Below are 22,911 nucleotides of genomic sequence, written 5' to 3' on the forward strand. Positions count from 1 at the left end.
ATCCTACGGCTGCGCCCGCGCGCCATCGAGGGACTCCGGCCACCGGACGCGCTCGAACAGGCCGCGCAGGCGCGCCCCGCGGTCGGGGTGCACCGCGCTCACCCAGGCGATCCGGCCGAGCAGGTGCGCGCGCAGGTCCGGCACGCCCGCCCGGTTCTGCCCCTCCGGGCCGTGCACGACGCAGTTGTGCACGATCGCGTGCAGCCGGTCGACGTCGGCCCGCCGGACGCTCGGCCGCGCATTGACGACGATCCCGGTCACGCTCTGCCGCGTCGACGCGGGGCGCAGCCGGGTCTTCCGCGGGTTCACCGCGTAGCCCGCGTCCTCGACGATCCGCGCGGCGCCGCGGGCGAACGCCTCGGCCCGCCGGGCGAAGCGCGGGCCGCCGCTGAAGGCGAGATCGTCGGCGTAGCGGGTGTAGCGGGCGCCCGCCGCCTCGGCGTAGCCGGTCAGGCGCGCGTCGAGGCGGCGCAGCGCCAGGTTCGCCAGCGCGGGCGAGGTCGGCGCGCCCTGGGGCAGGTGCGCGAGCGCGAGGGAGCGGCGGAGCGCGGCCCGCTCCTCCGGGTCGCCGCCCGCGGGCATCGCACGGATCACCCTGACCGGCACGGCGTGCGTGCAGAGCCCGGTCAGCGCGTATGCCACCGCCTCGGGCAGCCCCTCGCCGCGCAGCAGCCGGAACACCCGCGCGGCGCTCACCTGCGCGAAGAAGCGCTGCAGATCGAGGGTGACCAGCATCGCCGAGCCCGCGTGCACGGCCGCGCCGGTGATCGCGCTGCGCCCCGGGACGAAGCCGTGCGCGGCGGCGTGCACGGGCGCGAGGCCGACGATCTCGTCGAGGACGCTCCGCTGCACCGCGCGCAGCCGCGAGCGGGGGACCTCGAGCAGCCGCGGGGTCCGGCCGGGGCGCGGCCGCCAGACGTGGTCGTAGTTCTGCACGGCACCGGGACGCGGCGCACCGGCCGGCGGGCGGCGGTGCCACTGCCCGAGGTCGGCGAAGCCGTCGAGCTGCCCGGGCGATAGGCCGAGCAGCCGGGCGAGGTCGTCCCGGCCGTCGATCGCGGGCACCGGGGAAGAGGAGGGCAGCGCCCGCGCGGCGACCGGCGCGAGGTGCGCGACGACCCGCTGCGCCCGCTCCGGGAGCAGCCCCGCGACGACCTGCGCGAGCTCGCGCGGAGCGTCGAGCGGCGGGTGCGGGAAGGCGACGAGCACCCTGGTGACCAGCGGGCCGATCCAGCGCCGCCGCGCCCCGAGGGAGTCGGCGGCCGCGGCGCGCAGGCCGTCCGGCGTCCACTCGGCGCCGAGGAACGCGTGCGCGAGCGCCTCGACGACCGCGTCCCGTCCGTGCACGATGCCCCCCCCGCCGCCGACCGCTCCAGCCTAGGCTGGGCGGCACCGCCCCTCCGGGCGAGGCGGACGGGGCACGCGCTGCCCCCTCCTCCCCGGGGTCACCCCGGGGCACGTGGATCGACCAGGCATCACGCCGCAGGCACCCACCCGCGCTCCGCGCGGCACTGGGCCCGCACAGCTCGACAGGTCGCCCGGAGGGGCGGCTCCGCGGGCCGGACGGCGCGGCGGCGGGCCGATCGCCTGTCGCGAGCTACTCGAGTCGTCCCGAAAGCGCACTCACCCGGTTCGGGGGTCGACGGGCACCGGGGCGCGCTCGTAGCCTTCTCACACCTGCACGGCGTGACGACGCCGAGGCGCTGCCGTGAACGATCACGGCCGCGGACGCACGGCGGAAGGAGCGCGGATGGACACCTGGCGGCACCGTCTTCCCACGGAGGACTGGACACCCCTCTTCTCCGGCCCCGTCGACTCCGTGCCGGCCGAGGCGCTCGACGCCGCCGCCCGCATCCTCCGCCTGCTCCCCGACCTCGAGCGGCTCACCATCGGCACCCCCGACGGCCCGATCATCGCCGAGCGCAGCCCCTCGGCCGCCGCCTGGCAGGCCGCCGACCGCGTCGCGATGGCGCTCCTCGCCTCCTCCCCCGCCGTGACGGGCATCACCGCGCACGCGTTCGACGCCCGCGACGGCGTCCGCCACGCGACTCCCGCCGACCCCTTCCTCACTCGCGACGGCGGCCGCGCCGCGGCCCTGCGCGCCTCGGTCGACCTCGGCGAGATCTCGGTCGAGGAGGCCGAGCGCCGGAACGCCGAGCTGCTCGCCGGCGAGGACCCGGACGACCCGCTCGAGGTCCTCTGGGACGCGGACGCCGCCTCGCGGCTCTGAGCGACCCGGCACCCTCCTCCTCCCAGGACCTCCTCCTCTCCCAGCCCCGGCACGCTCAGGACCCCCGGCGGTCCAGCCGGTCCAGCCGCTCGTTGTACGCCGCGAGCTCGGCCTCGCCGTCGCGGTCGGCCCGGCGGTCGTAGCGCTTCGCCGTCCGCTCCTCCGAGCGCACCCACTGCGCGACCACGACCAGCGCGATCAGCACCATCGGGATCTCCCCCGCCGACCAGGCGATGCCGCCGCCGACGCCCTGATCCGCCAGCAGCGCCTCCGTGTCGGTGTAGCCGAGCGCCGTCCACCAGGGCGCGGCGAGCACCGTGGTCTGCGACATGATCGGCAGGCCGAAGAAGGCGTGGAACGCCAGCGTCGCCAGCATCACCAGCAGCCGCAGCACGTGGCCCGGCCGGTTCGGCCCCGGGTCGACCCCGATCAGGACCCAGAAGAAGAGGTAGCCCGTCGCGAGGAAGTGCAGGGTCATCAGCACGTGGCCCTGGTGGCTGAACATCGCCCACTCGAACCAGCCCGTGTAGTAGAAGGCGACCAGGCTGCCGGCGAAGAGCACGGCGGCGACGGGCGCCTTCGACAGCACGGCGAGATAGCGCGAGTGCACGACGGCGAGGATCCACTCGCGCAGCCCCCGCCCGCCGTCGCGGCGCACCGGCAGCACCCGCAGCGCGAGCAGCACCGGCCCGCCGAGCACCAGCAGCGGCGGCACGACCATCATCAGCAGCATGTGCTGGATCATGTGCGTGCTGAAGTGCACCTGCCCGTAGACGCCCGGCCCGCCGCTGGTCGTGTACGCCAGGGCGGCGCAGCCGGCGACCCAGGCGAGCGTCCGGCCGATCGGCCAGGCGTCGCCGCGGCGCCGCAGCCGCAGGACCGCCCGGACGTAGAGGGCCGCGCCGACGACCGCGATGCCGAGCCACACGGCGTCCAGGTGCCACTGATCGAGCATCCGCTCGGGCGTGACCTCCGGCGGGTAGTGAAAGCCGAGCAGGCTGCGCCGCGCGTCGCCGCTGACCGGGTCCTGCGACACCGGCGGCGCGCTGTTCGAGAGCGCCACCGAGACGCCGATGGTCAGCGCCATCACCACCACCTCGCCGACCGCGATCGCGACGAAGGCGCGGCGATCGGCAGGATCCGCGCGCAGCCGCGGGATCAGCCGCAGCCGGTGCCAGGCCCCCGCGCCGCCGAGCGCGAGCAGCGCGACGGCCTTCACGATCAGCAGCTGCCCGTAGGGCGTGCCCAGGTCCTCGAGCCCCTCGATCCGGAGCGACGCGTTGACCAGGCCGGAGAAGGCGACGGCCCCGAAGGCCCAACCCGCCAGCGCCGAGTAGCGCGCGACGACCACGCCGATCTCGCCGCCGACCGCCCGCCGCAGCAGGATCACCGCGACGAGCCCGCCCGCCCACGCCGTCACTCCGATCAGGTGCACCGCGAGGCTGTTGACCGCGTTCGCGTGCTCGTCGGCACCGGCCGCGTGCCCCGAGAGCGAGAGCGGCAGGAGCGCCAGCACCGCGATCGCGGTCGCCGCCGCCACCCAGCCGAGCCGCCGCGAGAAGAGGGTGAGCAGGAGCACCGCCGCCGCGCACGCGGTCGACGCCACGAGGGTCTGCCCCAGCTCGAGCTGCGTCGCGTAGAAGAGGAGCTGGGTCCGGAAGCCCGGCGCGTCCAGCGGCTGTCCGATCGCGTTCGCCGCTGTGAAGACGAGCACGGCGAGCGCCGACGCCACCCAGACCGCGGACGACCAGGTCGCCCAGCGCAGGGCGCGGTTCTGCGAGTACGAGACGATCCCGGGGGCGATGCGCTGCCCGGGCAGGAGGAACGTCGCGGCCGTGAGCAGGCCGATCGTGAGCGACGCGGCGGTGTCGTGCACGACCCGCGCGACGGGCAGGCCCCGGGTCACGAGCTCGCCCGGGTCGATCAGGCGCGTCTCGAACGCGCCGGTCCAGGTGAGCCCGGCGAGGGCGACCGCGACCGCCGCGGGGACGGCCAGGAGCAGCACGGCCTCCGGCGCGCGGATCGGCGCGGCGGCCGGCCGCTCGGGACGGCGGAGGTCCGCGTCGGGGTCGGAGTCGCGGTCGTGCTGGTCGCGGTCGTGCCGGTCGCGGTCGTGCTGGTCGTCGTGCTGGTCGTCGAGGTGGTCGGTCGAGGATGGTCCGTGCGCCACGGTGGCGGCTCCCTTCGGCGGCCGCCGGGAGACCGGGGACCGCGCGGAGACCCCGCGGCACGGTGCTGCCGCGCGGGGGTCGATGAGGACGCGCAGGGCGCGTCGGGATCAGGAGGCGGGGAGTGCCGGCGGTCCGCGCCGGGGCACGGCGGGCGGGAAGACTCCGGCGGCGACGGGGAGGATCCCGTGCGGCGCGAACGACGAGCGGCGCGCGGGCCGCGGGGCGCGGACGGGCGTCGCCGGCACCCGCACCAGGACCGTCACCAGGTGGGCCGTCGTCGCGGCGACGGCGATCAGCAGCGCCTCGCCGCGGTGCAGGGCCGCGATCGTGACGACCGCCGCGAGCACGTGCGCGATCCCCATCGAGGAGTCGTGCAGGGCCGGGTGGGCCGCGGCGCCGAGGTCGATCGGACCCCCGTGGAGGTGCGCGGCACCGGCCGGACCGGCCGCGCTCCCCGCCGCCCCGCCGATCCCGAACAGCGCGTGGAACAGCAGCTGGCTCAGCCCGACCGACGCCCCCAGGCGCGCGAGCGAGAGCCGCCGTCCGGCGAGGGCGACGCAGACCGGCACCGCGAGCACGAGCGGCGCCGCGACTCCGAGCGCCCCCGGCAGCTCCCCGCCGCCCGCGACGTGCGAGAACAGGGCGGTGAGGGTCGCCACCGTCGCCGCCACGACACCGCGGAGGGTGCGCAGCGAGCGGGAGGACGACATCTCTCCAGTGTCGCAGGGGGATGCGACCCGCGCCCTTCGCATCCGGGCCGATATGTGCAAGAGTGTGCATACGACAATACGTCCGCGGCCGGCACGGCGGGCGGACGCACGCGGATGGGCCGGGAGGGCGCATGGGGCACGACCACGGCATCGCCGGGCACGCGGGGCACTCGGGCTCCGCCGCCGCGCGCCACCGGCGCCCGCTCGTCATCGCCTTCGTCCTCACCGCCGCGTTCGCGGTCGTCGAGTTCGTGGTCGGCCTCGCCACCGGCTCGCTCGCGCTGATCTCGGACGCCGCACACATGGGCACCGACGTGATCGCGCTCGGGATGTCGATCGCCGCGATCTCGCTCGCCGCGCGGCCCGCCGCCAAGGCCCGCACCTACGGCTCCTACCGCCTCGAGGTGCTCGCCGCGCTCGCCAACGGCGTCCTGCTCTTCGGCGTCGCCGGCTTCGTGATCGTGGAGGCGGTCCGCCGCTTCGCCGAGCCGCCCGCCGTCCCCGGGGCGCCGCTGCTGATCACCGCGATCCTCGGCCTGGCCGTCAACCTGGTCAGCCTGCGCCTGCTCTCGGCCGGCGCGAAGGAGAGCATCACCCTGCGCGGCGCCTCGCTCGAGGTGCTCGGCGACGCACTCGGCTCGGTCGGCGTGATCGTCGCGGCGATCGTGCTGCTGACCACCGACTGGGCCTGGATCGATCCGATCGTCGGCGTCCTGATCGGGCTGCTGATCCTGCCGCGGACCTTCTCCCTCACCCGCCAGGCGCTCGGGATCCTGATGGAGTCGGCGCCGGCGCACGTCGACCTCGCGGCGGTCGAGCGCGACGTCTGCGCGGTCCCCGGGGTGCTCGCGCTGCACGACCTGCACGTCTGGACGATCACCTCCGGCATGGAGAGCGCGACCGGCCACATCGTGGTCGCCCCGGAGGCCGACTACCGCGACGCCCTGGCCGGAGTGCTCGCCGTCCTGCACGACGACCACGGCATCGACCACGCCACCATCCAGTGCGAGCCCGAGGAGTTCCCGGAGCGCCCGAACGCGGTCTGACAGCGCGCCTCCGCGAAAGTCGTCGTACTCGGCGCGCGACTGCGACAACTTCTGCGCAGTGGCGGCACGTTCGGCGCTTCCGCCTGTTGACGTCAACATGTAGGTTGGGAGGCCACGGTCGTGTTCACGTGAACACCTCCCCCTTTCACTGGCGAAAGAGAGACAGCATCAATGTCGATGTCCACTGACAGCCGCGATCACCGGCGCTCGAAGCGCCGGGCCGCCCGGCTCGCCGCGGTCGCCACCAGCGCCGCCCTCGCCGCCGGAGCGCTGCTCGCCCTCCCCGCGGCCGCCGCCCCTGCGCAGGCCGCGGACGCCTTCCGCATCACCCCCAACCCCGCCGCCGCCGGCGAGTCCTTCGAGGGCTGGGGCACGAGCCTCGTCTGGTTCGCCAACGCCACCGGGAACTACCCCGAGGCGCTGCGCGAGGAGCTCTACCAGAAGGTCTTCGGCGACGAGGGCCTCGACCTGAACATCGCCCGCTACAACGTCGGCGGCGGCAACGCCTCCGACGTGAAGGACTACCTCCGCCCCGGCGGCGCCGTCGAGGGCTGGTGGAAGCAGAACCCGACCGGCGACGCCGCGACCTACGGCGGCACCAGCACGAACTACGCCGACCGCGACGCCCTGCTGGCGAAGTGGGACGCCGGCGACGCCTCCTCCTACGACTGGACCAGCGACGAGACGCAGCGCTGGTGGGTGGAGAAGCTCGCCGAGGAGCAGCAGATCTCGCACTGGGAGGCGTTCGCCAACTCCGCCCCCTACTTCATGACCGAGAGCGGCTACGTCTCCGGCGGCTTCAACGCCTCGAGCGAGCAGCTGAAGCCCGCTGCGGAGGCGCAGTTCGCCGAGTACCTAGCGACCGTCACCGCGCACATGGAGGACGAGTACGGCATCGAGTTCGACACCCTCGACCCCTTCAACGAGCCGAACACGAACTACTGGGGCACGCAGCTCACCAACGGCGTCCCGACGGGCGGACGGCAGGAGGGCATGCACATGGGCCCGACCCGCCAGGCCGACCTGATCCCCGACGTCGCCGCGGCCCTCGAGGCCTCGACGAGCGACGCCGGCATCGCGGCGATGGACGAGACCAACCCCAGCATCTTCAAGACCAACTGGGCCGCCTATTCCGCCGCCGTCCGCGCCGAGGTCGACCGGATGAACGTGCACACCTACGGCACCTCGGACCGCCTCGCGGTGCGCGACCTCGCCAAGCAGGCCGACAAGGACCTCTGGATGAGCGAGATCGAGGGCAACTGGGTCGCGGGCTACGACCCGGTGAACATCGAGAACGGCCTCGGCATCGCCGGCCGCATCAACGACGACCTGCGCGAGCTCGAGCCGAAGGCCTGGGTGCTCTGGCAGCCGGTCGAGGACCTCTACAACATGAGCCCGAAGGGCGAGAACCTCAACTGGGGCTCGATCTTCATCGACCTCGACTGCACGCCGTACCAGGAGGGCGGAGCCGAGGTCTGGAAGTCGGCCCGTCGCGTCGCGGACGCCGGCGGAGACTCGACGAAGGCCCCGGTCTGCGGCGTCGAGACGAACTCGAAGTTCAACACGATCCGCAACTTCACCAAGTTCGTCCACGAGGGCGACCACCTGATGCCCACGAACGACACGTCCTCCACCGCCGCCGTCCGCGGCGACGGCTCGGGCGCGACCCTCGTGCACACCAACGCCGGTGCGACGGCGAAGACCGTCGTGATCGACCTCTCCCGCTTCGGCGCGATCGCCGACGGCGCCACCGTCACCCCCTACGTCACCACCCAGGCCGCCTCGGCCGCCGCACCCACCGGCAACGCGCTCGTCGCGAAGCCCGCGGTCGCGATCGACCGGGAGTCGCGCACCGCGACCGTCACGGTGCCCGCCAAGTCGGTCACCTCCTTCTCGATCGACGGCGTCTCCGGCGTCGCCGACTCCGCTCCCGCGCTCCGCGACGGCCACCGCTACCAGCTGGTCGGCACGCAGAGCGGCAAGGCGCTGACCGGCAACCCCACCGGCGCCGCGACCACGATCAGCACCCTCGCCACCGACTCCGCCACCGCCGCGAAGCAGACCTGGACCGTGCACGAGGTCGCCCCGGGCGAGCGCGAGGCCACCCGCCGCGTCGTGCTGCAGAACGTCGACGGCCGCGTGCTCGGAGCGACGAGCGCCGGCACCGACCTGCGCACGCTCTCCGTCGACGCCGCGAAGGCGAGCGCCGCGACCCGCTGGATCGTCAGCACCACCGACGGCACCGCGTACACGCTGGTCAACGAGTCGATCGGCCTCTCGCTCGACGTCAACGGCCAGTCCAGCGCCGAGAACACCACCGTCGGCGTCTACGGCTCGAACGGCGGAGCGAACCAGTCCTGGACCCTGCGCGACCTCGCGCCGACCGCGACGCAGACGGTCGCCGTCCGCACCGCCGTGGGCGTCGCTCCGACCCTGCCCGCCTCGATCGCCCCGCAGTACGCCTGGGGCACCGGGGCTCCGATCGCCGTCACCTGGCAGCGCCCGGCCGACTCGGCCTACGGCACCGCCGGCCGCGTCGAGGTGACCGGCACCGCGACCGACCTGTTCGGCCAGTCGATCCCCGTCACCGCGCTCGTCGACGTCGGCGGCCTCACCGCCGCGGACCCGGCGTCGATCACCGTCGCGTCGGGAGCCTCCGTCGCCGCTGTGAAGGCAGCGGCCCCCGCGACCGTGCCGGCCCGCGTCGGCGCCTCCACCAGCACCTTCGCGGTGCCGGTCGCCTGGGACTGGACGCCGCTGACCACCGCATCGCTCGCCGCGCCCGGATCGGTGACGATCACGGGCACGGCGACCGCGGACGGCCAGTCGCTGCCGGCCGTGCTGACGGTGCTCGTCACCTCGGGCACGCTGCGGAACTTCAATCCGGACGCGGGCATCGTCGCGACGGCGAGCTCGTCCGAGTCGGGCTTCGGACCGGAGCGCACCCGCAACGGCGTCGACGGCGACAAGGGCTGGTCGAACTGGACCAGCGGCACCAAGGCCGCGCAGAGCAGCCTGACCTACACCTTCCCCGCCGCGCGCCAGGTGCAGCAGGTGTCGGTGCAGTTCCAGCGCGACGGCGGCACCAGCTGGGCGCAGACCTACCAGCTGCAGTACCAGGGCGGCACGGGCGGAGCGTGGACCTCGGTCCCCGGCTACGAGACGGCCGTCCCGCTGGCCTCGCCGGCCGACGGCACCGCGCCGACGCTGTCCGCGACCTTCGCGCCGGTGACCGCCACGGCGTTCCGCGTCGTGATGAACGCCTACGCGAACACGCACCTCATCGTCTCCGAGACGAAGCTGTACGAGGCCGTCGCGTCGCCCGCCGCGGTCGCCACCCTCGGTGCCCTGCGCGTGAACGGAGTGGGCGTCGCCGGCTTCGACGCGGCCCGCACCTCGTACGCGGTGACCGTCGAGGGCACGACGATGCCGGTGCTCACCGCGGTGGCCACCGACTCGGCGGCCCGGGTGCGCGTGACGCAGCCGACCACCGCGAACGGCGGAGTCGGCACGATCGCGGTCACCTCGGCCGACGGCACGCTCACGCGGACGACGACGGTGACCGCGACGCTGAAGGCGCCCGCCGCCCTCGCCGTCGCGGTGACGGCGTCGACCCGCTGCATCGCCGGCAAGGTCGTCCTGACGGTCACGGCGCAGAACAACGCGTCGGTCCCCGTCTCGATGACCGTCGCCTCGGCCTGGGGCTCGAAGGAGTTCACCGGCGTCCTGCCCGGCAAGAACGCCTCCGCCGCCTTCTCGACGCGCGCCGCCTCGGTGCCCGCCGGCCAGGCCACCGTCACGGCGACGGCCACCGTCGACGGCGCCCCCGTCACCACGGTGATCCCGGCCGCCTACGGCGCCCGCACCTGCTGACGCCGCGGCCCGTCCCTGCTGGTCGAGCAGCCGCCTCCGGCGGCGTACCGAGACCCACCCGCCTGCACACGCGGGTCTCGATACGCCCGCTCCGCGGCCTACTCGACCAGCATGGGTCGCGCGAGCGGACGCGGAATGGGCCCGCGCCCCGTTCATGCTGGTCGAGTAGCCGCCTCCGGCGGCGTATCGAGACCCACGTCTGCAGACGTCGGATCTCGATACGCGCGCTCCGCGCGCTACTCGATCAGCATGGGACCCGCGAACGGACGCGGGGTGGGGCCGCAGCCCGTCCACGCTGGTCGAGTAGCCACCTCCGGCGGCGTATCGAGACCTACCCGCCCGCACACGTGGGTCTCGATACGCCCGCTCCGCGGCCTACTCGACCAGCATGGGGCGCGCGAGCGGACGCGTGGCGGGCGCTGCGCCCCTCGCCGGGCCCCGCGCGCGTGTCCAGTCGCAGGCGCCGCTCCACGCGAGCGGACGCGGAACGGGGCCCGCACCCCGTCCATGCTGGTCGAGTAGCCGCCTCCGGCGGCGTATCGAGACCCACGTCTGCAGACGTCGGATCTCGATACGCGCGCTCCGCGCGCTACTCGATCAGCAGGGGGCGCGCGAGCGGACGCGCGTCAGCGCGTCGCGTCGTCGTAGACCGCGAGCAGGCGGTCGAGGAAGGCCTGCACCGTCGCGCGCTCGGCCGCGTCGAGGTCGGCGACCGCCGCCTCGACACCCGCGATCAGCGGGGCGACCCGCTCCTGCGCGCGCCGGACGGACTCGTCCGCGGCGGTCACGATCAGCTTGCGGCCGTCGGTCGGGTGGCGTTCGCGGCGGACGTGTCCGGCCGCCTCGAGGCGGTTCAGCACGAGGGTCGTCGCCGCGGTCGAGACGCCGAGGCGGCCGGCCAGCTCGGTCGGCGTCAGCGGACCGGCGGACATCAGGTGCGTCATCGCGTCGAGCCCGACGGCGTCGACCGCGAGCGCGCGGGTCAGCGACTGCTCGAAGAGCTTCTGCCGCTCCGTCACCTGGCGCACGCGGGTGCGGATGCCGAGATCGGGTGCTTCGGAGGTCATCACCCCAGGGTACTCGTGTACATTGCCAATCTCATTGATTATCAACGAAGGCGGCAACCATGACCCGTGTCCTGATCTCCGGTGCCAGCATCGCCGGGCCCGCCCTCGCGTTCTGGCTGCACCGCTACGGCGTCGAGACCACGATCGTCGAGCGCGCCCCCGCGCTGCGGCTCGGCGGGCAGAACGTCGACGTCCGCGGCGCCGGCCGCGAGGTCGCGCGCCGGATGGGCCTCGAGGACGACGTCCGCGCCGCGACCACCGGCGAGGTCGGCACCCGCTTCGTCGGCCGCGACGGACGCACGCTCGCCGAGTTCCCGGCCGGCACCTCCGACAGCGGCGGCGCCACCGCCGAGCTCGAGATCCTCCGCGGCGACCTCGCGAGACTCCTGGTCGAGCGCACCGCCGAGCACACCGAATACCGCTTCGGCGACCGCATCACCAGGCTCGACGACCACGGCGGCGCGGGCGTCACGGTCTCCTTCGAGAACGCCTCCGAGGAGCGCTTCGACCTCGTCGTCGCCGCCGACGGCATCGGCTCGAGCACCCGTCGGCTGGTCTTCGGCGACGAGCCGGAGATCCGCTCGCTCGGCCTCGAGACCTCCTACGCCACGATCCCTCGCACCGCCGCGGACGACGACTGGTGGCGCTGGTACAGCGCGGCCGGCGGACGCAGCATCACCCTCCGCCCGGATCCGCACGGCACGCTCCGCGTCGCGCTCTCGCAGGTCATCGACCGCCGGCTCGACCGCGCGAGCACCGAGCGCCGCTCGATCGACGAGCAGCGCGCGCACCTGCGCGCCGTCTTCGGCGACGCCGGCTGGGAGGCGCAGCGCGTCCTCCGCGGACTCGACGAGGCCGACGACCTCTACTACGAGCAGATCGGACAGGTGCACGCCCCGCGCTGGTCGAGCGGACGGGTCGGCCTGGTCGGCGACGCCGCCTACTGCGCCTCGCCGGTCAGCGGGATGGGGACGAGCCTGTCGCTCGCGGGCGCGTACGTCCTCGCCGGCGAGCTCGCGGCGCACGTGGATCCGCGCGACGGCTTCTCGGGCTACGAGCGGCTCATGCGGCCGTACGTGACGCAGGCGCAGCAGCTGCCGCCGGGGGTGCCGCGCGTGGCGAACCCGGTGTCGCGGCTCGGCGTCGCGGCGTTCGGGCTCGCGGTGAAGGTCGCGGCGACCCCGGTGATCGGGCGGACGATGGGCCGGTTCTTCACGCCGCCGGCCGATGCGATCGAGCTGCCGGAGTACGCGCACCTGGAGCGCTGAGGGCGCCGGATCTCGATACGCCCCTGCAGGGCTGCTCGATCGGCACGGTCCGCCGCGGGCGCGGGCCGATCCATGCTGGTCGAGCAGCCGCGGAGCGGCGTATCGAGACCCACCCGCCTGCACACGTGGGTCTCGATACGCGCGCTCTGCGCGCTACTCGACCAGCATGGGGGGCCGCGAGCGGACGCGTGGCGGGGCCTGACCTCTTCACAAAGCCCCGCACGCGTCCAGTGGCGGGCGCGGCTTCATGCGAACGGACGCGGAGCGGGGCCTGCGGCCCTCGCAGAGGCCTGCGCGCGTCCGGTCGTGGGCGAGGCTTCACGCGAACGGACGCGGAGTGGGGTCTGCGGCCGGCACATGCTGGTCGAGTAGCCGCGGAGCGGCGTATCGAGACCAACCCGCCTGCATACGTGGGTCTCGATACGCGCGCTCTGCGCGCTACTCGACCAGCATGGGGGGGGCGCGAACGGACGCGGAATGGGGGCTGCGTCCCTCGCAGAGGCCCGCGCGCGTCCAGTCGCAGGTGGGGCTTCACGCGAACGGACGCGGAGTGGGGCCTGCGGCCCCCGCAGGGCCCCGCGCGCGTCCAGTCGGGGGCGGGGCGTCGCGCGAGCGGACGCGGAGTGGGGCCTGCTCATGCTGGTCGAGTAGCCGCGGAGCGGCGTATCGAGACCCGGCGTCTGCACACGTGGGTCTCGATACGCGCGCTTCGCGCGCTACTCGACCAGCATGGGGGGGCGAGCGACCGCGGGCGGGTCAGTGGGACGCGGCCGGCTCGCCGCGGTGGAGGAGGCGGCGGACGCCGGTCACGGCGGCGACGACGACGAGGCCGAGGACGAGGCCGAAGATCATCGAGACGAAGGTGTCGGCGATCCAGACGACGACGGGGCCGGCGCCCTCCACCGCGTGGGTGACGACGTGCACGAGGTCGTAGGGTCCGTGCCAGAAGGTCTCGGCCAGGTTCGCCGTGACGAGGTGGCCGCCGACCCAGAGCATCGCGAGCGTGCCGATGATGCTGATCGTGCGGAAGACGGCCGGCATCGACGCGACGATGCGCACGCCGAAGCGCCGGACGCCGCGCGCCGCGTTCTTCATCAGCCGCAGGCCGACGTCGTCGATCTTGACCAGCAGGGCGACCGCGCCGTAGACGAGCAGCGTCATGCCCAGGCCGACCACGGCGAGCGCCCCGAGCGTCCCGCCGAAGCCGAGGTCGGCGTCCAGACCGTCGAGGGCGATCAGCATGATCTCGGTGCTGAGGATGAGGTCGGTGCGGACGGCGCCGAAGACGAGCTTCTTCTCGTCGCGCGCCTCCGTCTCGCCCGCCGCGTGGTGCACGCCGAACCACTCGAGCACCTTCTCCGCGCCCTCGAAGCAGAGGAACGCGCCGCCGACGATCAGCAGGTACGGCAGCACCCAGGGCGCGAACGACGACAGCAGCAGCGCGATCGGGATGATGATGACGAACTTGTTGACGAGGCTGCCGAGCGCGATCCGCCCGACCACGGGCAGCTCGCGCGCCGGGGTCAGCCCCTGGACGTACTGCGGAGTGACGGCCGCGTCGTCGATGACGACACCGGCGGTCTTCGCGCTCGCCTTCAGGGCGGCGGTGAGGATGTCATCGACGACGGCGAGCAGGCCGACCGACATGGGAGCTCCTTAGCGGGGACGGGTGAGAAGCCTCACAGTATCGCCCGCGGCGGGCCTCGGCATCGCCCGCGGCACGCCTCAGCGCGGCGCCGGCCCCGTGCTCTCGCGCACGACGAGCTCCGTCGGCGTCAGCGTCACGCCGGAGCGCTCGCCCGACTCGAGCTCGCGCAGCAGGATGTCGACCGAGCGCCGCCCGGTGTCGCCGAAGGACTGGTGCACGGTGGTGAGCGGCGGCCAGAAGCTCGCCGACTCCTCCATGTCGTCGAAGCCGACCACGCTGACCTCGCCCGGCACGGCGCGACCGGCGTCGTGCAGGGCGCGCAGCACGCCGAGCGCCATCTGGTCGTTGGCGGCGAAGATCGCGGTCACGGACGGATCGGCGGCCAGCATCCGCCCGATCCGGTGGCCGGAGGCGCTCGACCAGTCGCCGACGAGCACCTCGGGCACCGGGGCGCCCTGCGCGCGCAGCGTCGACTCCCAGGTCTCGCGGCGCCGCTCCGCCGAGTACGAGCGCTCGGGCCCGGCGATGTGGTGCACGGTGCGGTGGCCGAGCTCGAGCAGGTGCTCGACGGCCTGGCGCGCGCCGGACACCTGGTCGGTGTCGACGACGGGGTAGCGGTCGCCACCCGCGGAGTCGACGACCACGACGGGCAGGTCCGGCGGCAGGACGATGTCGGCCTCGTCGAGCAGGTGCGCCTCGACGACGATGATCACGCCGTCCACCGCCTCCTCGCTCAGCCGGTGGAACGCGACCGAGACCTCGCCCTGGGTCGGGTGCGGCACGGGGATGAGGGTGATCGAGTAGCCGGCGTCGGCCGCCGCGATCGCGATGGCGTCGAGGGTGCGCATGTTGCCGAAGGAGGACAGCGTGAACATGATCACGCCGATGCTGTGGAAGCGGCCGGTGCGCAGCGCCCGGGCGGCGCTGTTGGGCCGGTAGCCCAGCTCGCGCATCGCCTCGAGGACGCGCTCCCGCGTCTCGGTGTCGACGTTCTGCTTGCCGTTCGACACCCGCGACACGGTCTGCCCGGACACGTTCGCTCGACGCGCGACGTCGGCCATCGACACGCCCCGCCGTCGCGGAACGGCGGACACCGCGTTCGTCTCGATCGCCATGACGTCCCTCCACGAGTCCCGCGCCGGCGGCGGAACATCGTTTCTCCACCGAAACCTAACGGACCGTGCGCGTGTTGACGTCGCCATGCTACGGTGGCGTTCTGCCATGTTGACGTGAACATGGCGGAACCGACCCCGAACGGAATCCCGCCGATGACGACGACGTCTCCCCCTGTACCTCTGCGCGAGGTCACTCCGCCGGCCGCACCGCTGGCCGTGCCGCGCAGCCGGGCTAAGAGCGAGTGGAAGGGCCTGGCCTTCGTGGCCCCCTTCCTCGTGGTCTTCCTGCTCGTCTTCATCGCACCGGTGATCTACTCGATCTGGCTCAGCCTCTTCCGCGAGCAGCTCATCGGCGGCAACGCGTTCGTCGGCTTCGACAACTACCTCGCGATCTTCCGCGACCCGAACTTCTGGGAGGGCTTCGGCCGCGTCCTGCTGTTCCTCGTCGTGCAGGTCCCCGTGATGCTGGTGCTCGCGCTCGTCGCGGCCCTCGCGATCGACAGCGGCCGCCTGCACGGCACCGGCTTCTTCCGCATCGTGGTCTTCCTCCCCTACGCGGTCCCCGCCGTCGTCGCGGTGCTGATGTGGGGCTTCATCTACGGCGACAACTTCGGCCTCACCGCCAACGTCAACGACCTGCTCGGCTCCGACCTGATCGCGCCGTTCTCGCGCGACTGGATCCTGGTCTCGATCGGCAACATCGTCACGTGGGAGTTCGTCGGCTACAACATGCTGATCTTCTACTCCGCGCTGAAGACCATCCCGGGCGAGCTCTACGAGGCCGCCGAGATCGACGGCGCCGGCCCGCTGCGCGTCATCCGCTCGATCAAGCTGCCCGCCCTGCGCGGCGCCATCGTGATCGCCTCGATCTTCTCGATCATCGGCAGCTTCCAGCTGTTCAACGAGCCGAACATCCTCCGGACGCTCGCGCCGAACATCATCACCACCTACTTCACGCCGAACATGTACGCCTACAACCTGTCCTTCGCGGGTCAGCAGTACAACGCGTCGGCCACGGTCGCCATCGTCATGGGCGTGATCACCGCGGTGATCGCCTACGTCGTGCAGCTCCGCGGCGCGCGCAAGGAGAACTGATGGCCATCGCAACCGCTCCCCGCCCCACGAAGCCCGCCCGGGCCGTGCGCCCGGCCCGCCGCGGCTCCTCGGTCGCCCCGAAGAAGTCGATCGCCTTCACGCTCCTGATGTCGGCGTTCATCCTCTACAGCCTCGTGCCGCTCGCCTGGCTCGTGATCAACGCGACCAAGACCCAGGCCGGCCTGTTCTCGAGCTTCGGCCTCTGGTTCGACGGCGACTTCGTCCTCTTCCAGAACATCGCCGAGACGCTCACCTACCGCGACGGCATCTTCCTCCGCTGGCTCGGCAACACGCTGCTCTACGTGGTCGTCGGAGCGGGCGGCGCGACGCTGCTCGCGACCCTCGCCGGCTACGGCCTCGCGAAGTTCCGCTTCGCCGGGCGCAAGGCGGTCTTCGCGGTCGTCCTCGGCGCGATCGCCGTCCCCGGCACCGCGCTCGCCGTCCCGACCTTCCTGATGTTCAGCCAGCTCGGCCTCACCAACACCCCGTGGGCGATCATCATCCCCTCGCTGATCAGCCCCTTCGGCCTCTACCTGGTCTGGGTCTACGCGGTCGAGTCGGTGCCCACCGAGCTGCTCGAGGCGGCCCGGATGGACGGCGCGGGCGAGTTCCGCACCTTCTTCACCATCTCGATCCGCCTGCTCGCCCCCGGCATCGTGACCGTGCTGCTGTTCTCGGTCGTCGCGACCTGGAACAACTACTTCCTCCCCCTGATCATGCTGAGCGACCCGCAGTGGTACCCGCTCACGGTCGGCCTCAACCAGTGGAACGCGCAGGCCACCGGCGTCAGCGCGCAACCGATCTACAACCTGGTCATCACCGGCTCGCTGCTGACGATCATCCCGATCGTCGTCGCCTTCCTCGGCCTGCAGCGCTTCTGGCAGTCCGGCCTCAGCGCCGGCAGCGTCAAGGGCTGACGCCCCCACGAACCCACCCCTCGGTCGGAGCGTCCTGCCCCGCACCACCACCACCCCACAGCACGAAGAAGTGAAGGGAACCACCATGAAGATCGCCCACTCCGCCCTCCGGCGGACCCTGACGGTCGTCGCGGCAGCGGCACTCGCCGCGGGCTCGCTCGCCGCCTGCTCGTCCGGCGGCACCACCGGCGGCGGCACGAGCGCCTCCGGCACCGCGGCCGACCTCGACGCGGCCCTCGAGGCCGGCGGAAAGATCACCTACTGGAGCTGGACCCCGAGCGCCGAGGCGCAGGTCGCCGCGTTCGAGGAGGCGTACCCCAAGGTCGACGTCGAGCTGGTCAACGCCGGCACGAACAAGGACGAGTACACCAAGCTCGAGAACGCGATCAAGGCCGGCTCGGGCGCCCCCGACGTCGTCCAGATCGAGTACTACGCCATGCCGCAGTTCGCGCTGTCGGACTCGCTGCTCGACCTCTCGCAGTACGGGATGGACGACCTCGAGGACAAGTTCTCGGCGTCCACCTGGGGCAGCGTGAACATCGACGGCAAGCTCGTCGGCCTCCCGCAGGACTCGGGCCCCATGGCGATGTTCTACAACAAGACGGTCTTCGACCAGTACGGCATCTCCGTCCCCACCACCTGGGACGAGTACATCGCCGCGGCGAAGGCGCTCCAGGCGGCCGACCCGTCGAAGTTCATCACCGCCGACACCGGCGACGCCGGCTTCGCCACCAGCATGATCTGGCAGGCGGGCGGCGAGCCCTTCACGACCGACGGCACGGACGTCACCGTGAACCTGAAGGACGAGGGCACCGAGAAGTGGACCGGCGTCTGGAACCAGCTCGTCGAGGGCGGCCTCCTCTCCGACACCCCCGCGTGGGGCGACGAGTGGTACAAGGGCCTCGGCGACGGCTCGATCGCGTCGCTGATCACCGGTGCGTGGATGCCCGGCGTGCTCGAGTCCAGCGTCCCCGACGCCTCCGGTGACTGGGCCGTCGCGCCCATCCCGACCTATGACGGCACCGCCGTCAGCGCCGAGAACGGCGGCGGCGGCCAGTCGGTCACCAAGCAGAGCGAGAACCCGGCGCTGGCCGCCGCGTTCCTGCGCTGGCTGAACAGCGACGAGGCCTCGGTCGACGTCTTCCTCGAGAGCGGCGGATTCCCGTCGACCTCGGCCGACCTCAGCAGCCCGGACTTCACCGGCGCCGAGTCGGAGTACTTCGGCGGCCAGAAGATCAACGAGGTGCTGACGCAGGCCTCGACGGACGTCCGTCCGGGCTGGTCGTACCTGCCCTTCCAGGTCTACGCGAACAGCGTCTTCGGCGACACGGTCGGCCAGGCGTACGCCAACCAGACCAGCCTCGACGACGGCATCGCCGCCTGGCAGGACAAGCTCGTCGAGTACGGCAACGCTCAGGGCTTCACGGTCTCCGAGTAGCACGCGCGGCGTTCGAGGCCGGTCGGAACCACTCCGGCCGGCCTCGACCCGTCCCACCGATCCTGAGGGGGATCCCGCATGACCACCGCTCCCGAGAGCACCGCTCCGCAGGCCGCGTCGAGCGCCGCGTCGAGCGCCGCGTCGACCATCGCGCGCGAGAGCCGCTTCGCCATCGGCGCGACCGACTTCGAGCTCGACGGCAGGCCGCACCGCATCCTGTCGGGGGCGCTGCACTACTTCCGGATCCACCCGGACCTCTGGGCCGACCGGATCCGCAAGGCCCGGCTGATGGGCCTGAACACCATCGAGACCTACGTCGCCTGGAACGCGCACGAGCCGCAGCGCGGAGCCTGGCGCGAGGACGCCGGGCTCGACCTCGGCCGCTTCCTCGACCTGATCGCCGCCGAGGGCCTGCACGCGATCGTGCGCCCCGGCCCCTACATCTGCGCGGAGTGGGACAACGGCGGCCTGCCCTCCTGGCTGCTCCGCGACCCCGAGGTGGGCGTCCGCCGCTCCGAGCCCCACTACCTCGCGGCGGTCAGCGACTACCTGCGCCGGATCTCCGCGATCGTGGCGCCCCGCCAGATCGATGCGGGCGGGCCGGTCGTGCTCGTGCAGATCGAGAACGAGTACGGCGCGTACGGCTCCGACAAGGAGTACCTGGCCGAGCTGGTGCGCGTGACCCGCGACAGCGGCATCACGGTGCCGCTCACCACGATCGACCAGCCGACGCCGCAGATGCTCGCCGACGGCAGCCTCCCGGGCCTGCACCTGACCGGCTCGTTCGGCTCGCGGACGGCCGAGCGCCTCGCGACGCTGCGCGAGTTCCAGCCGACCGGCCCGCTGATGTGCATGGAGTTCTGGTGCGGCTGGTTCGACGACTGGGGCACCCAGCACCACACCACCGACGCGGCGGCGTCCGCGCGCGAGCTCGACGCGCTGCTCGCGGTCGGCGGCTCGGTCAACATCTACATGTTCCACGGCGGCACCAACTTCGGCCTGACCAGCGGCGCGAACGACAAGGGCCGCTACGCCGCGATCACCACGAGCTACGACTACGACGCCCCGCTGAACGAGAGCGGCGACCCGACCGAGAAGTACTGGGCCTTCCGCGAGGTCATCGCGCGCTACGCGCCGGTGCCGGAGGAGGTGCCCGCGGTCTCGCCGCCGGCGCCGGTGCTCACCGCGCCGCTCGTGCCGGGGCCGGCGCTGCTCGGGCTCGACGCGGTCTTCGGGCCGGCGGTGCGGCTGGAGTCGATGGCGTCGTTCGACGACCTCGGGCAGGCCAGCGGATTCGCGCTGTTCTCGACGACGCTCCGGGCGGGCTCCGCTCCCGCCCGGCTCGTGGTCGGCGAGGAGGTGCGCGACCGCGCCTGGGTGCTGCTCGACGGCGTCCCGGTGGGCGTGCTGGCGCGCGACGACCACGAGCGGGCGATCACGCTCCCGCGCGGCACCGGCGAGCTGGCGATCCTGGTCGAGGACCAGGGGCGCGTGAACTACGGCGAGCGGATCGGCGAGCACAAGGGGCTCATCGGCGGAGTGCGGCTGGACGGCGTGGAGCTGCGCGGCTGGGTGGCGCGGCCGTTGGCGCTCGAGTGCCTGCCGGAGTGCGGGCGGGTGCCGGGGACCGGCGCGTTCGCGGCCGGGCCGGGTCTCGCCTCCGGAGCCTTCGAGCTCGACGCGCAGGCCGACCTGCACCTCGACACGCTGCACTGGGGCAAGGGCCTGGTCTGGGTGAACGGGTTCCTGCTCGGGCGCTACTGGCGGCGCGGGCCGCAGCGCACGCTGATCGTGCCGTCGCCGGTCACGAGGGTCGGGCGGAACGAGGTGGTCGTGCTCGAGTTCGAGTCGATCGCCGAGCCGGAGATCCGGCTGCTCGCGCACGCGGACCTCGGGCACACGGAGATCTAGGGGCGCGGCGGCGGTGTCCGAGGCCTCTGCTAGCCTCGGGCCGCCTCCGCCCAGTCAGCGGCGGAGCAGAGGGGGAACCACCATGACGCGCACCACCGCGACCCGAGCCGGAGCCGTCCTCGCGGGCGCCCTGCTGCTCGCCCTGGCCGGCTGCACCGCCGCCGCCGAGCCCGAGCCCACCGCCGAGGCGCTGCCGCAGCACACCGACGCCGAGCTCGCGACGATCTTCGACGACATCCAGTTCGTCCCCGCGGAGTTCACCAGCACCGAGGAGATGCTCGGCTCGGTCTACCCGGGGCTGACCGCGACGGACGCCACCTGCCTCGCGCCGTTCGGCGTCGGCTGGGACTCGGACGAGACGCTCGCCGACGCGGGCCTCGCCTACGGCACCAGCGCCGACCGCTCGATGACCTCCGTCGTCACGAGCACCGGCGACGCGGACACCGCCTCCGCGCTCGTCGCCTCCGCCGAGGACGCGCTCGAGCGCTGCGCCGACGGCTCGGAGCTGTTCGCCCTGCAGGGCACCCCCGTGCAGACGACCGTCGAGCAGACCGAGCCCGACGTCACCGGCACCGACGAGGCCGTCGGCTGGACCGTCACCGGCGACGTCGGCGGCGCCCCGTTCACCCTCGTCGGCATCACGACGCGCGTCGGCGGCGACGTCGTCGCCCTCGTCGGCTGGGACCCGGCGACGAACACCTCCTACGTCCCGCAGGCGACGCAGCTCTTCGTCGACGCCCTGTAGCGGCGCCCTCTGCAGGTCGAGTAGCGCGCAGCCACATCATGCCGGTCGAGCAGCGCGCAGCCGCACCTTGCTGGTCGAGCAGCGCGCAGCCGCACCATGCTGGTCGAGTAGCGGGCAGCGCGTATCGAGACCCACGCCTGCAAGCGTCGGATCTCGATACGCGCGCTCCGCGCGCTACTCGATCAGCATGAAGCAGGCACGCCGCCGAACCATGCTGGTCGAGTAGCCCCGGAGGGGCGTATCGAGGCCCCCCACCGCCGCACATCCGGGAGCACGTCTCCTCCCCAGCCCCCGCCCCGACGGCGTTCTCCCCGGACCGCCCGCGATCCCGCCCCGCTGTCGGTGGTCCCTGCTTGAATACGCGTATGACAGAGGACGAGACGGCGGCGGCACTCGCGGAGGTGCGCGACTGCTTCGAGGGCGCGGCAGCCGCCGAGCGCGCCGTCTCGCCGATGCGCCTCCGAGTCGCGGAGGGGCTGCATCGCGGCTACCGGATCGCACTCACGGTTCCGGAGGCGTTCGCCCGCGGCACCTCGCGGAGCGAGACCCGGGACCTCGTCGAGCGCTCCCTCCGCGCCGAGCTCGCGACCTCCATCCGCGTGTCCGAGCAGGAGGTCTCCCGCCGGCTCGAGACCGCGCAGATGCTCCTGGAGCACCTCCCCCTCACCCGCGCACTGCTCCGCGACGCGCGGATCCTCTGGGAGGTCGGCGAGGCGATCTGCAGAACGGCGAGCAGCCTTCCTGAAGCCTCCCGCGCGGCGCTCGACCAGCGTGCCGCCGAGGCGGCGCCCTCGATGAGCACCACCCAGCTGCGCCGAGCCCTGCGCCGCTGGCGGGAGGAGCTGCACGAGCAGCCTCTCGCCGAGCGGCACGCCCGCGCCCGCGAGGACCGCGCCGTCTGGGTGACGCCCGACGTGGACGGGATGGCGACGCTGTGCCTGCACGCCGCGGCTCCCGTCGTCTCCGGCGCGTACGACCGGCTGCGCCGCATCGCCCGCAGCCTCCGCGACGACGGCGATCCGCGCACCCTGCGGCAGCTGAGCGCCGACGCGGCGGTCGACCTGCTCTGCGACGGCGACATCGCCGGGACCACTCCCGACCCCGAGGACCGGCCCGATCCGACGTTCGTGCCCGGCATCCGCGCCGAGGTCCGGCTCACCCTCGCCGCGTCCACGGCCGCCGGGCTCGACGACGCGCCCGCGGACCTCGACGGCTACGGACCCGTCCCCGCGCCCCTCGCCCGCGAGCTGATCCGCACTGCGGCCTCCTTCACCCGCGTCCTCACGGACCCGGACACCGGTGCCGTGGTCTGCGTCGGCCGCACCCGGCGCGTCCCCCCGGCTCGGATGCGCCTGCACCTGCAGCTGCGCGATCAGACCTGCCGCTTCGCCGGCTGCGTGCGGCCCGCCGCGACCAGCGAGGCCGACCACACGCTCGAGTGGCGCAACGGCGGCGAGACCTCGCTCGAGAACCTCGTGTCGCTGTGCACCGGCCACCACCACCTCCGGCACGGCGACCGCTGGACCTACGTCACGGAGGGCGACGGGACGATCGTGTGGACGACCCCGACCGGCCGGCGCGTCGGCAGCCGACCGCCGCCGCTGCCGGGCCGACCGCCCGACCCGCTGCCGCGGCCCCGCTTCGTCGACGTGCCCGCACCGTTCTGACGACGGTGGA

Annotated in this window: 16 protein-coding genes; 10 read left to right on the forward strand and 6 right to left on the reverse strand. The window is 73.3% G+C overall.

What is annotated here, in order from left to right; translation table 11 throughout:
* Positions 1 to 3: 3 nt before the first annotated feature.
* Positions 4 to 1,347 (reverse strand): reverse transcriptase family protein, encoded by a 1,344-nt coding sequence (locus tag HQQ82_RS20035; RefSeq protein WP_173233651.1) that lies wholly within the window; start codon positions 1,345 to 1,347, stop codon positions 4 to 6.
* A 403-nt stretch (positions 1,348 to 1,750) separates the two neighbouring features.
* Between HQQ82_RS20035 and HQQ82_RS12560 the strand changes: the two genes are divergently transcribed.
* Complete coding sequence (locus HQQ82_RS12560) at positions 1,751 to 2,230, forward strand: hypothetical protein (RefSeq protein WP_173233653.1); 480 nt, start codon at positions 1,751 to 1,753, stop codon at positions 2,228 to 2,230.
* A gap of 55 nt (positions 2,231 to 2,285) precedes the next feature.
* On the opposite strand, the gene HQQ82_RS20630 is transcribed toward HQQ82_RS12560, so the two are convergent.
* Both HQQ82_RS20630 and HQQ82_RS12570 read right to left on the reverse strand, forming a co-directional pair.
* The gene (locus HQQ82_RS20630) at positions 2,286 to 4,400 is read right to left on the reverse strand and encodes a bifunctional copper resistance protein CopD/cytochrome c oxidase assembly protein (protein ID WP_173233655.1); all 2,115 of its coding nucleotides are present in this window, start codon (positions 4,398 to 4,400) and stop codon (positions 2,286 to 2,288) included.
* Positions 4,401 to 4,508: 108 nt separating this feature from the next.
* Positions 4,509 to 5,111, reverse strand: coding sequence for a hypothetical protein (locus HQQ82_RS12570; protein ID WP_173233657.1), 603 nt, complete (start codon positions 5,109 to 5,111; stop codon positions 4,509 to 4,511).
* Between the two features lie 131 nt (positions 5,112 to 5,242).
* Between HQQ82_RS12570 and HQQ82_RS12575 the strand changes: the two genes are divergently transcribed.
* Together HQQ82_RS12575 and HQQ82_RS12580 are read left to right on the forward strand one after the other, a co-directional pair.
* Entirely contained in the window at positions 5,243 to 6,157 is a 915-nt protein-coding gene (locus tag HQQ82_RS12575; RefSeq protein WP_173233659.1) for a cation diffusion facilitator family transporter, read from the forward strand.
* Between the two features lie 177 nt (positions 6,158 to 6,334).
* A complete protein-coding gene (locus HQQ82_RS12580; protein ID WP_216848538.1) occupies positions 6,335 to 10,030 on the forward strand; it encodes a glycoside hydrolase in 3,696 nt (1,231 codons plus the stop codon).
* Between the two features lie 626 nt (positions 10,031 to 10,656).
* On the opposite strand, the gene HQQ82_RS12585 is transcribed toward HQQ82_RS12580, so the two are convergent.
* Positions 10,657 to 11,097 (reverse strand): MarR family winged helix-turn-helix transcriptional regulator, encoded by a 441-nt coding sequence (locus tag HQQ82_RS12585; RefSeq protein WP_173233663.1) that lies wholly within the window; start codon positions 11,095 to 11,097, stop codon positions 10,657 to 10,659.
* Between the two features lie 59 nt (positions 11,098 to 11,156).
* On the opposite strand from HQQ82_RS12585, the gene HQQ82_RS12590 reads away from it, so the two are divergent.
* Positions 11,157 to 12,365: an FAD-dependent monooxygenase gene (locus tag HQQ82_RS12590; protein WP_173233665.1), complete on the forward strand. Its 1,209-nt coding sequence runs from the start codon at positions 11,157 to 11,159 to the stop codon at positions 12,363 to 12,365.
* A 756-nt stretch (positions 12,366 to 13,121) separates the two neighbouring features.
* Here the strand turns inward: HQQ82_RS12590 and HQQ82_RS12595 are convergent.
* Both HQQ82_RS12595 and HQQ82_RS12600 read right to left on the reverse strand, forming a co-directional pair.
* Positions 13,122 to 14,012, reverse strand: coding sequence for a DUF808 domain-containing protein (locus tag HQQ82_RS12595; RefSeq protein ID WP_173233667.1), 891 nt, complete (start codon positions 14,010 to 14,012; stop codon positions 13,122 to 13,124).
* A 78-nt stretch (positions 14,013 to 14,090) separates the two neighbouring features.
* Positions 14,091 to 15,128 carry a LacI family DNA-binding transcriptional regulator gene (locus tag HQQ82_RS12600; protein WP_173233669.1) on the reverse strand — a complete coding sequence of 346 codons (1,038 nt, stop codon included), beginning with the start codon at positions 15,126 to 15,128 and terminating at the stop codon, positions 14,091 to 14,093.
* Positions 15,129 to 15,281: 153 nt separating this feature from the next.
* Here HQQ82_RS12600 and HQQ82_RS12605 point away from each other — a divergent pair, with 153 nt between their 5' ends.
* The 6 genes from HQQ82_RS12605 (at position 15,282) to HQQ82_RS12630 (ending at position 22,901) form a co-directional block, all read left to right on the forward strand.
* The gene (locus tag HQQ82_RS12605; RefSeq protein WP_173233671.1) at positions 15,282 to 16,223 is read left to right on the forward strand and encodes a carbohydrate ABC transporter permease; all 942 of its coding nucleotides are present in this window, start codon (positions 15,282 to 15,284) and stop codon (positions 16,221 to 16,223) included.
* A gap of 107 nt (positions 16,224 to 16,330) precedes the next feature.
* Positions 16,331 to 17,140 (forward strand): carbohydrate ABC transporter permease, encoded by an 810-nt coding sequence (locus HQQ82_RS12610; protein ID WP_159423737.1) that lies wholly within the window; start codon positions 16,331 to 16,333, stop codon positions 17,138 to 17,140.
* An 85-nt stretch (positions 17,141 to 17,225) separates the two neighbouring features.
* Positions 17,226 to 18,578, forward strand: a complete 1,353-nt coding sequence (locus HQQ82_RS12615) for a sugar ABC transporter substrate-binding protein (protein WP_173233675.1) — start codon at positions 17,226 to 17,228, stop codon at positions 18,576 to 18,578.
* 78 nt (positions 18,579 to 18,656) lie between these two features.
* On the forward strand, positions 18,657 to 20,489 hold the full coding sequence (locus tag HQQ82_RS12620; protein WP_173233677.1) for a beta-galactosidase family protein: 1,833 nt from the start codon (positions 18,657 to 18,659) through the stop codon (positions 20,487 to 20,489).
* An 82-nt stretch (positions 20,490 to 20,571) separates the two neighbouring features.
* Positions 20,572 to 21,234 (forward strand): hypothetical protein, encoded by a 663-nt coding sequence (locus HQQ82_RS12625; RefSeq protein WP_173233679.1) that lies wholly within the window; start codon positions 20,572 to 20,574, stop codon positions 21,232 to 21,234.
* Between the two features lie 365 nt (positions 21,235 to 21,599).
* Positions 21,600 to 22,901 carry an HNH endonuclease signature motif containing protein gene (locus tag HQQ82_RS12630; RefSeq protein ID WP_173233681.1) on the forward strand — a complete coding sequence of 434 codons (1,302 nt, stop codon included), beginning with the start codon at positions 21,600 to 21,602 and terminating at the stop codon, positions 22,899 to 22,901.
* The last annotated feature ends 10 nt before the right edge of the window (positions 22,902 to 22,911 follow it).

The organism is Rathayibacter sp. VKM Ac-2856, from assembly GCF_013205055.1.
GTDB lineage: Bacteria > Actinomycetota > Actinomycetes > Actinomycetales > Microbacteriaceae > Rathayibacter.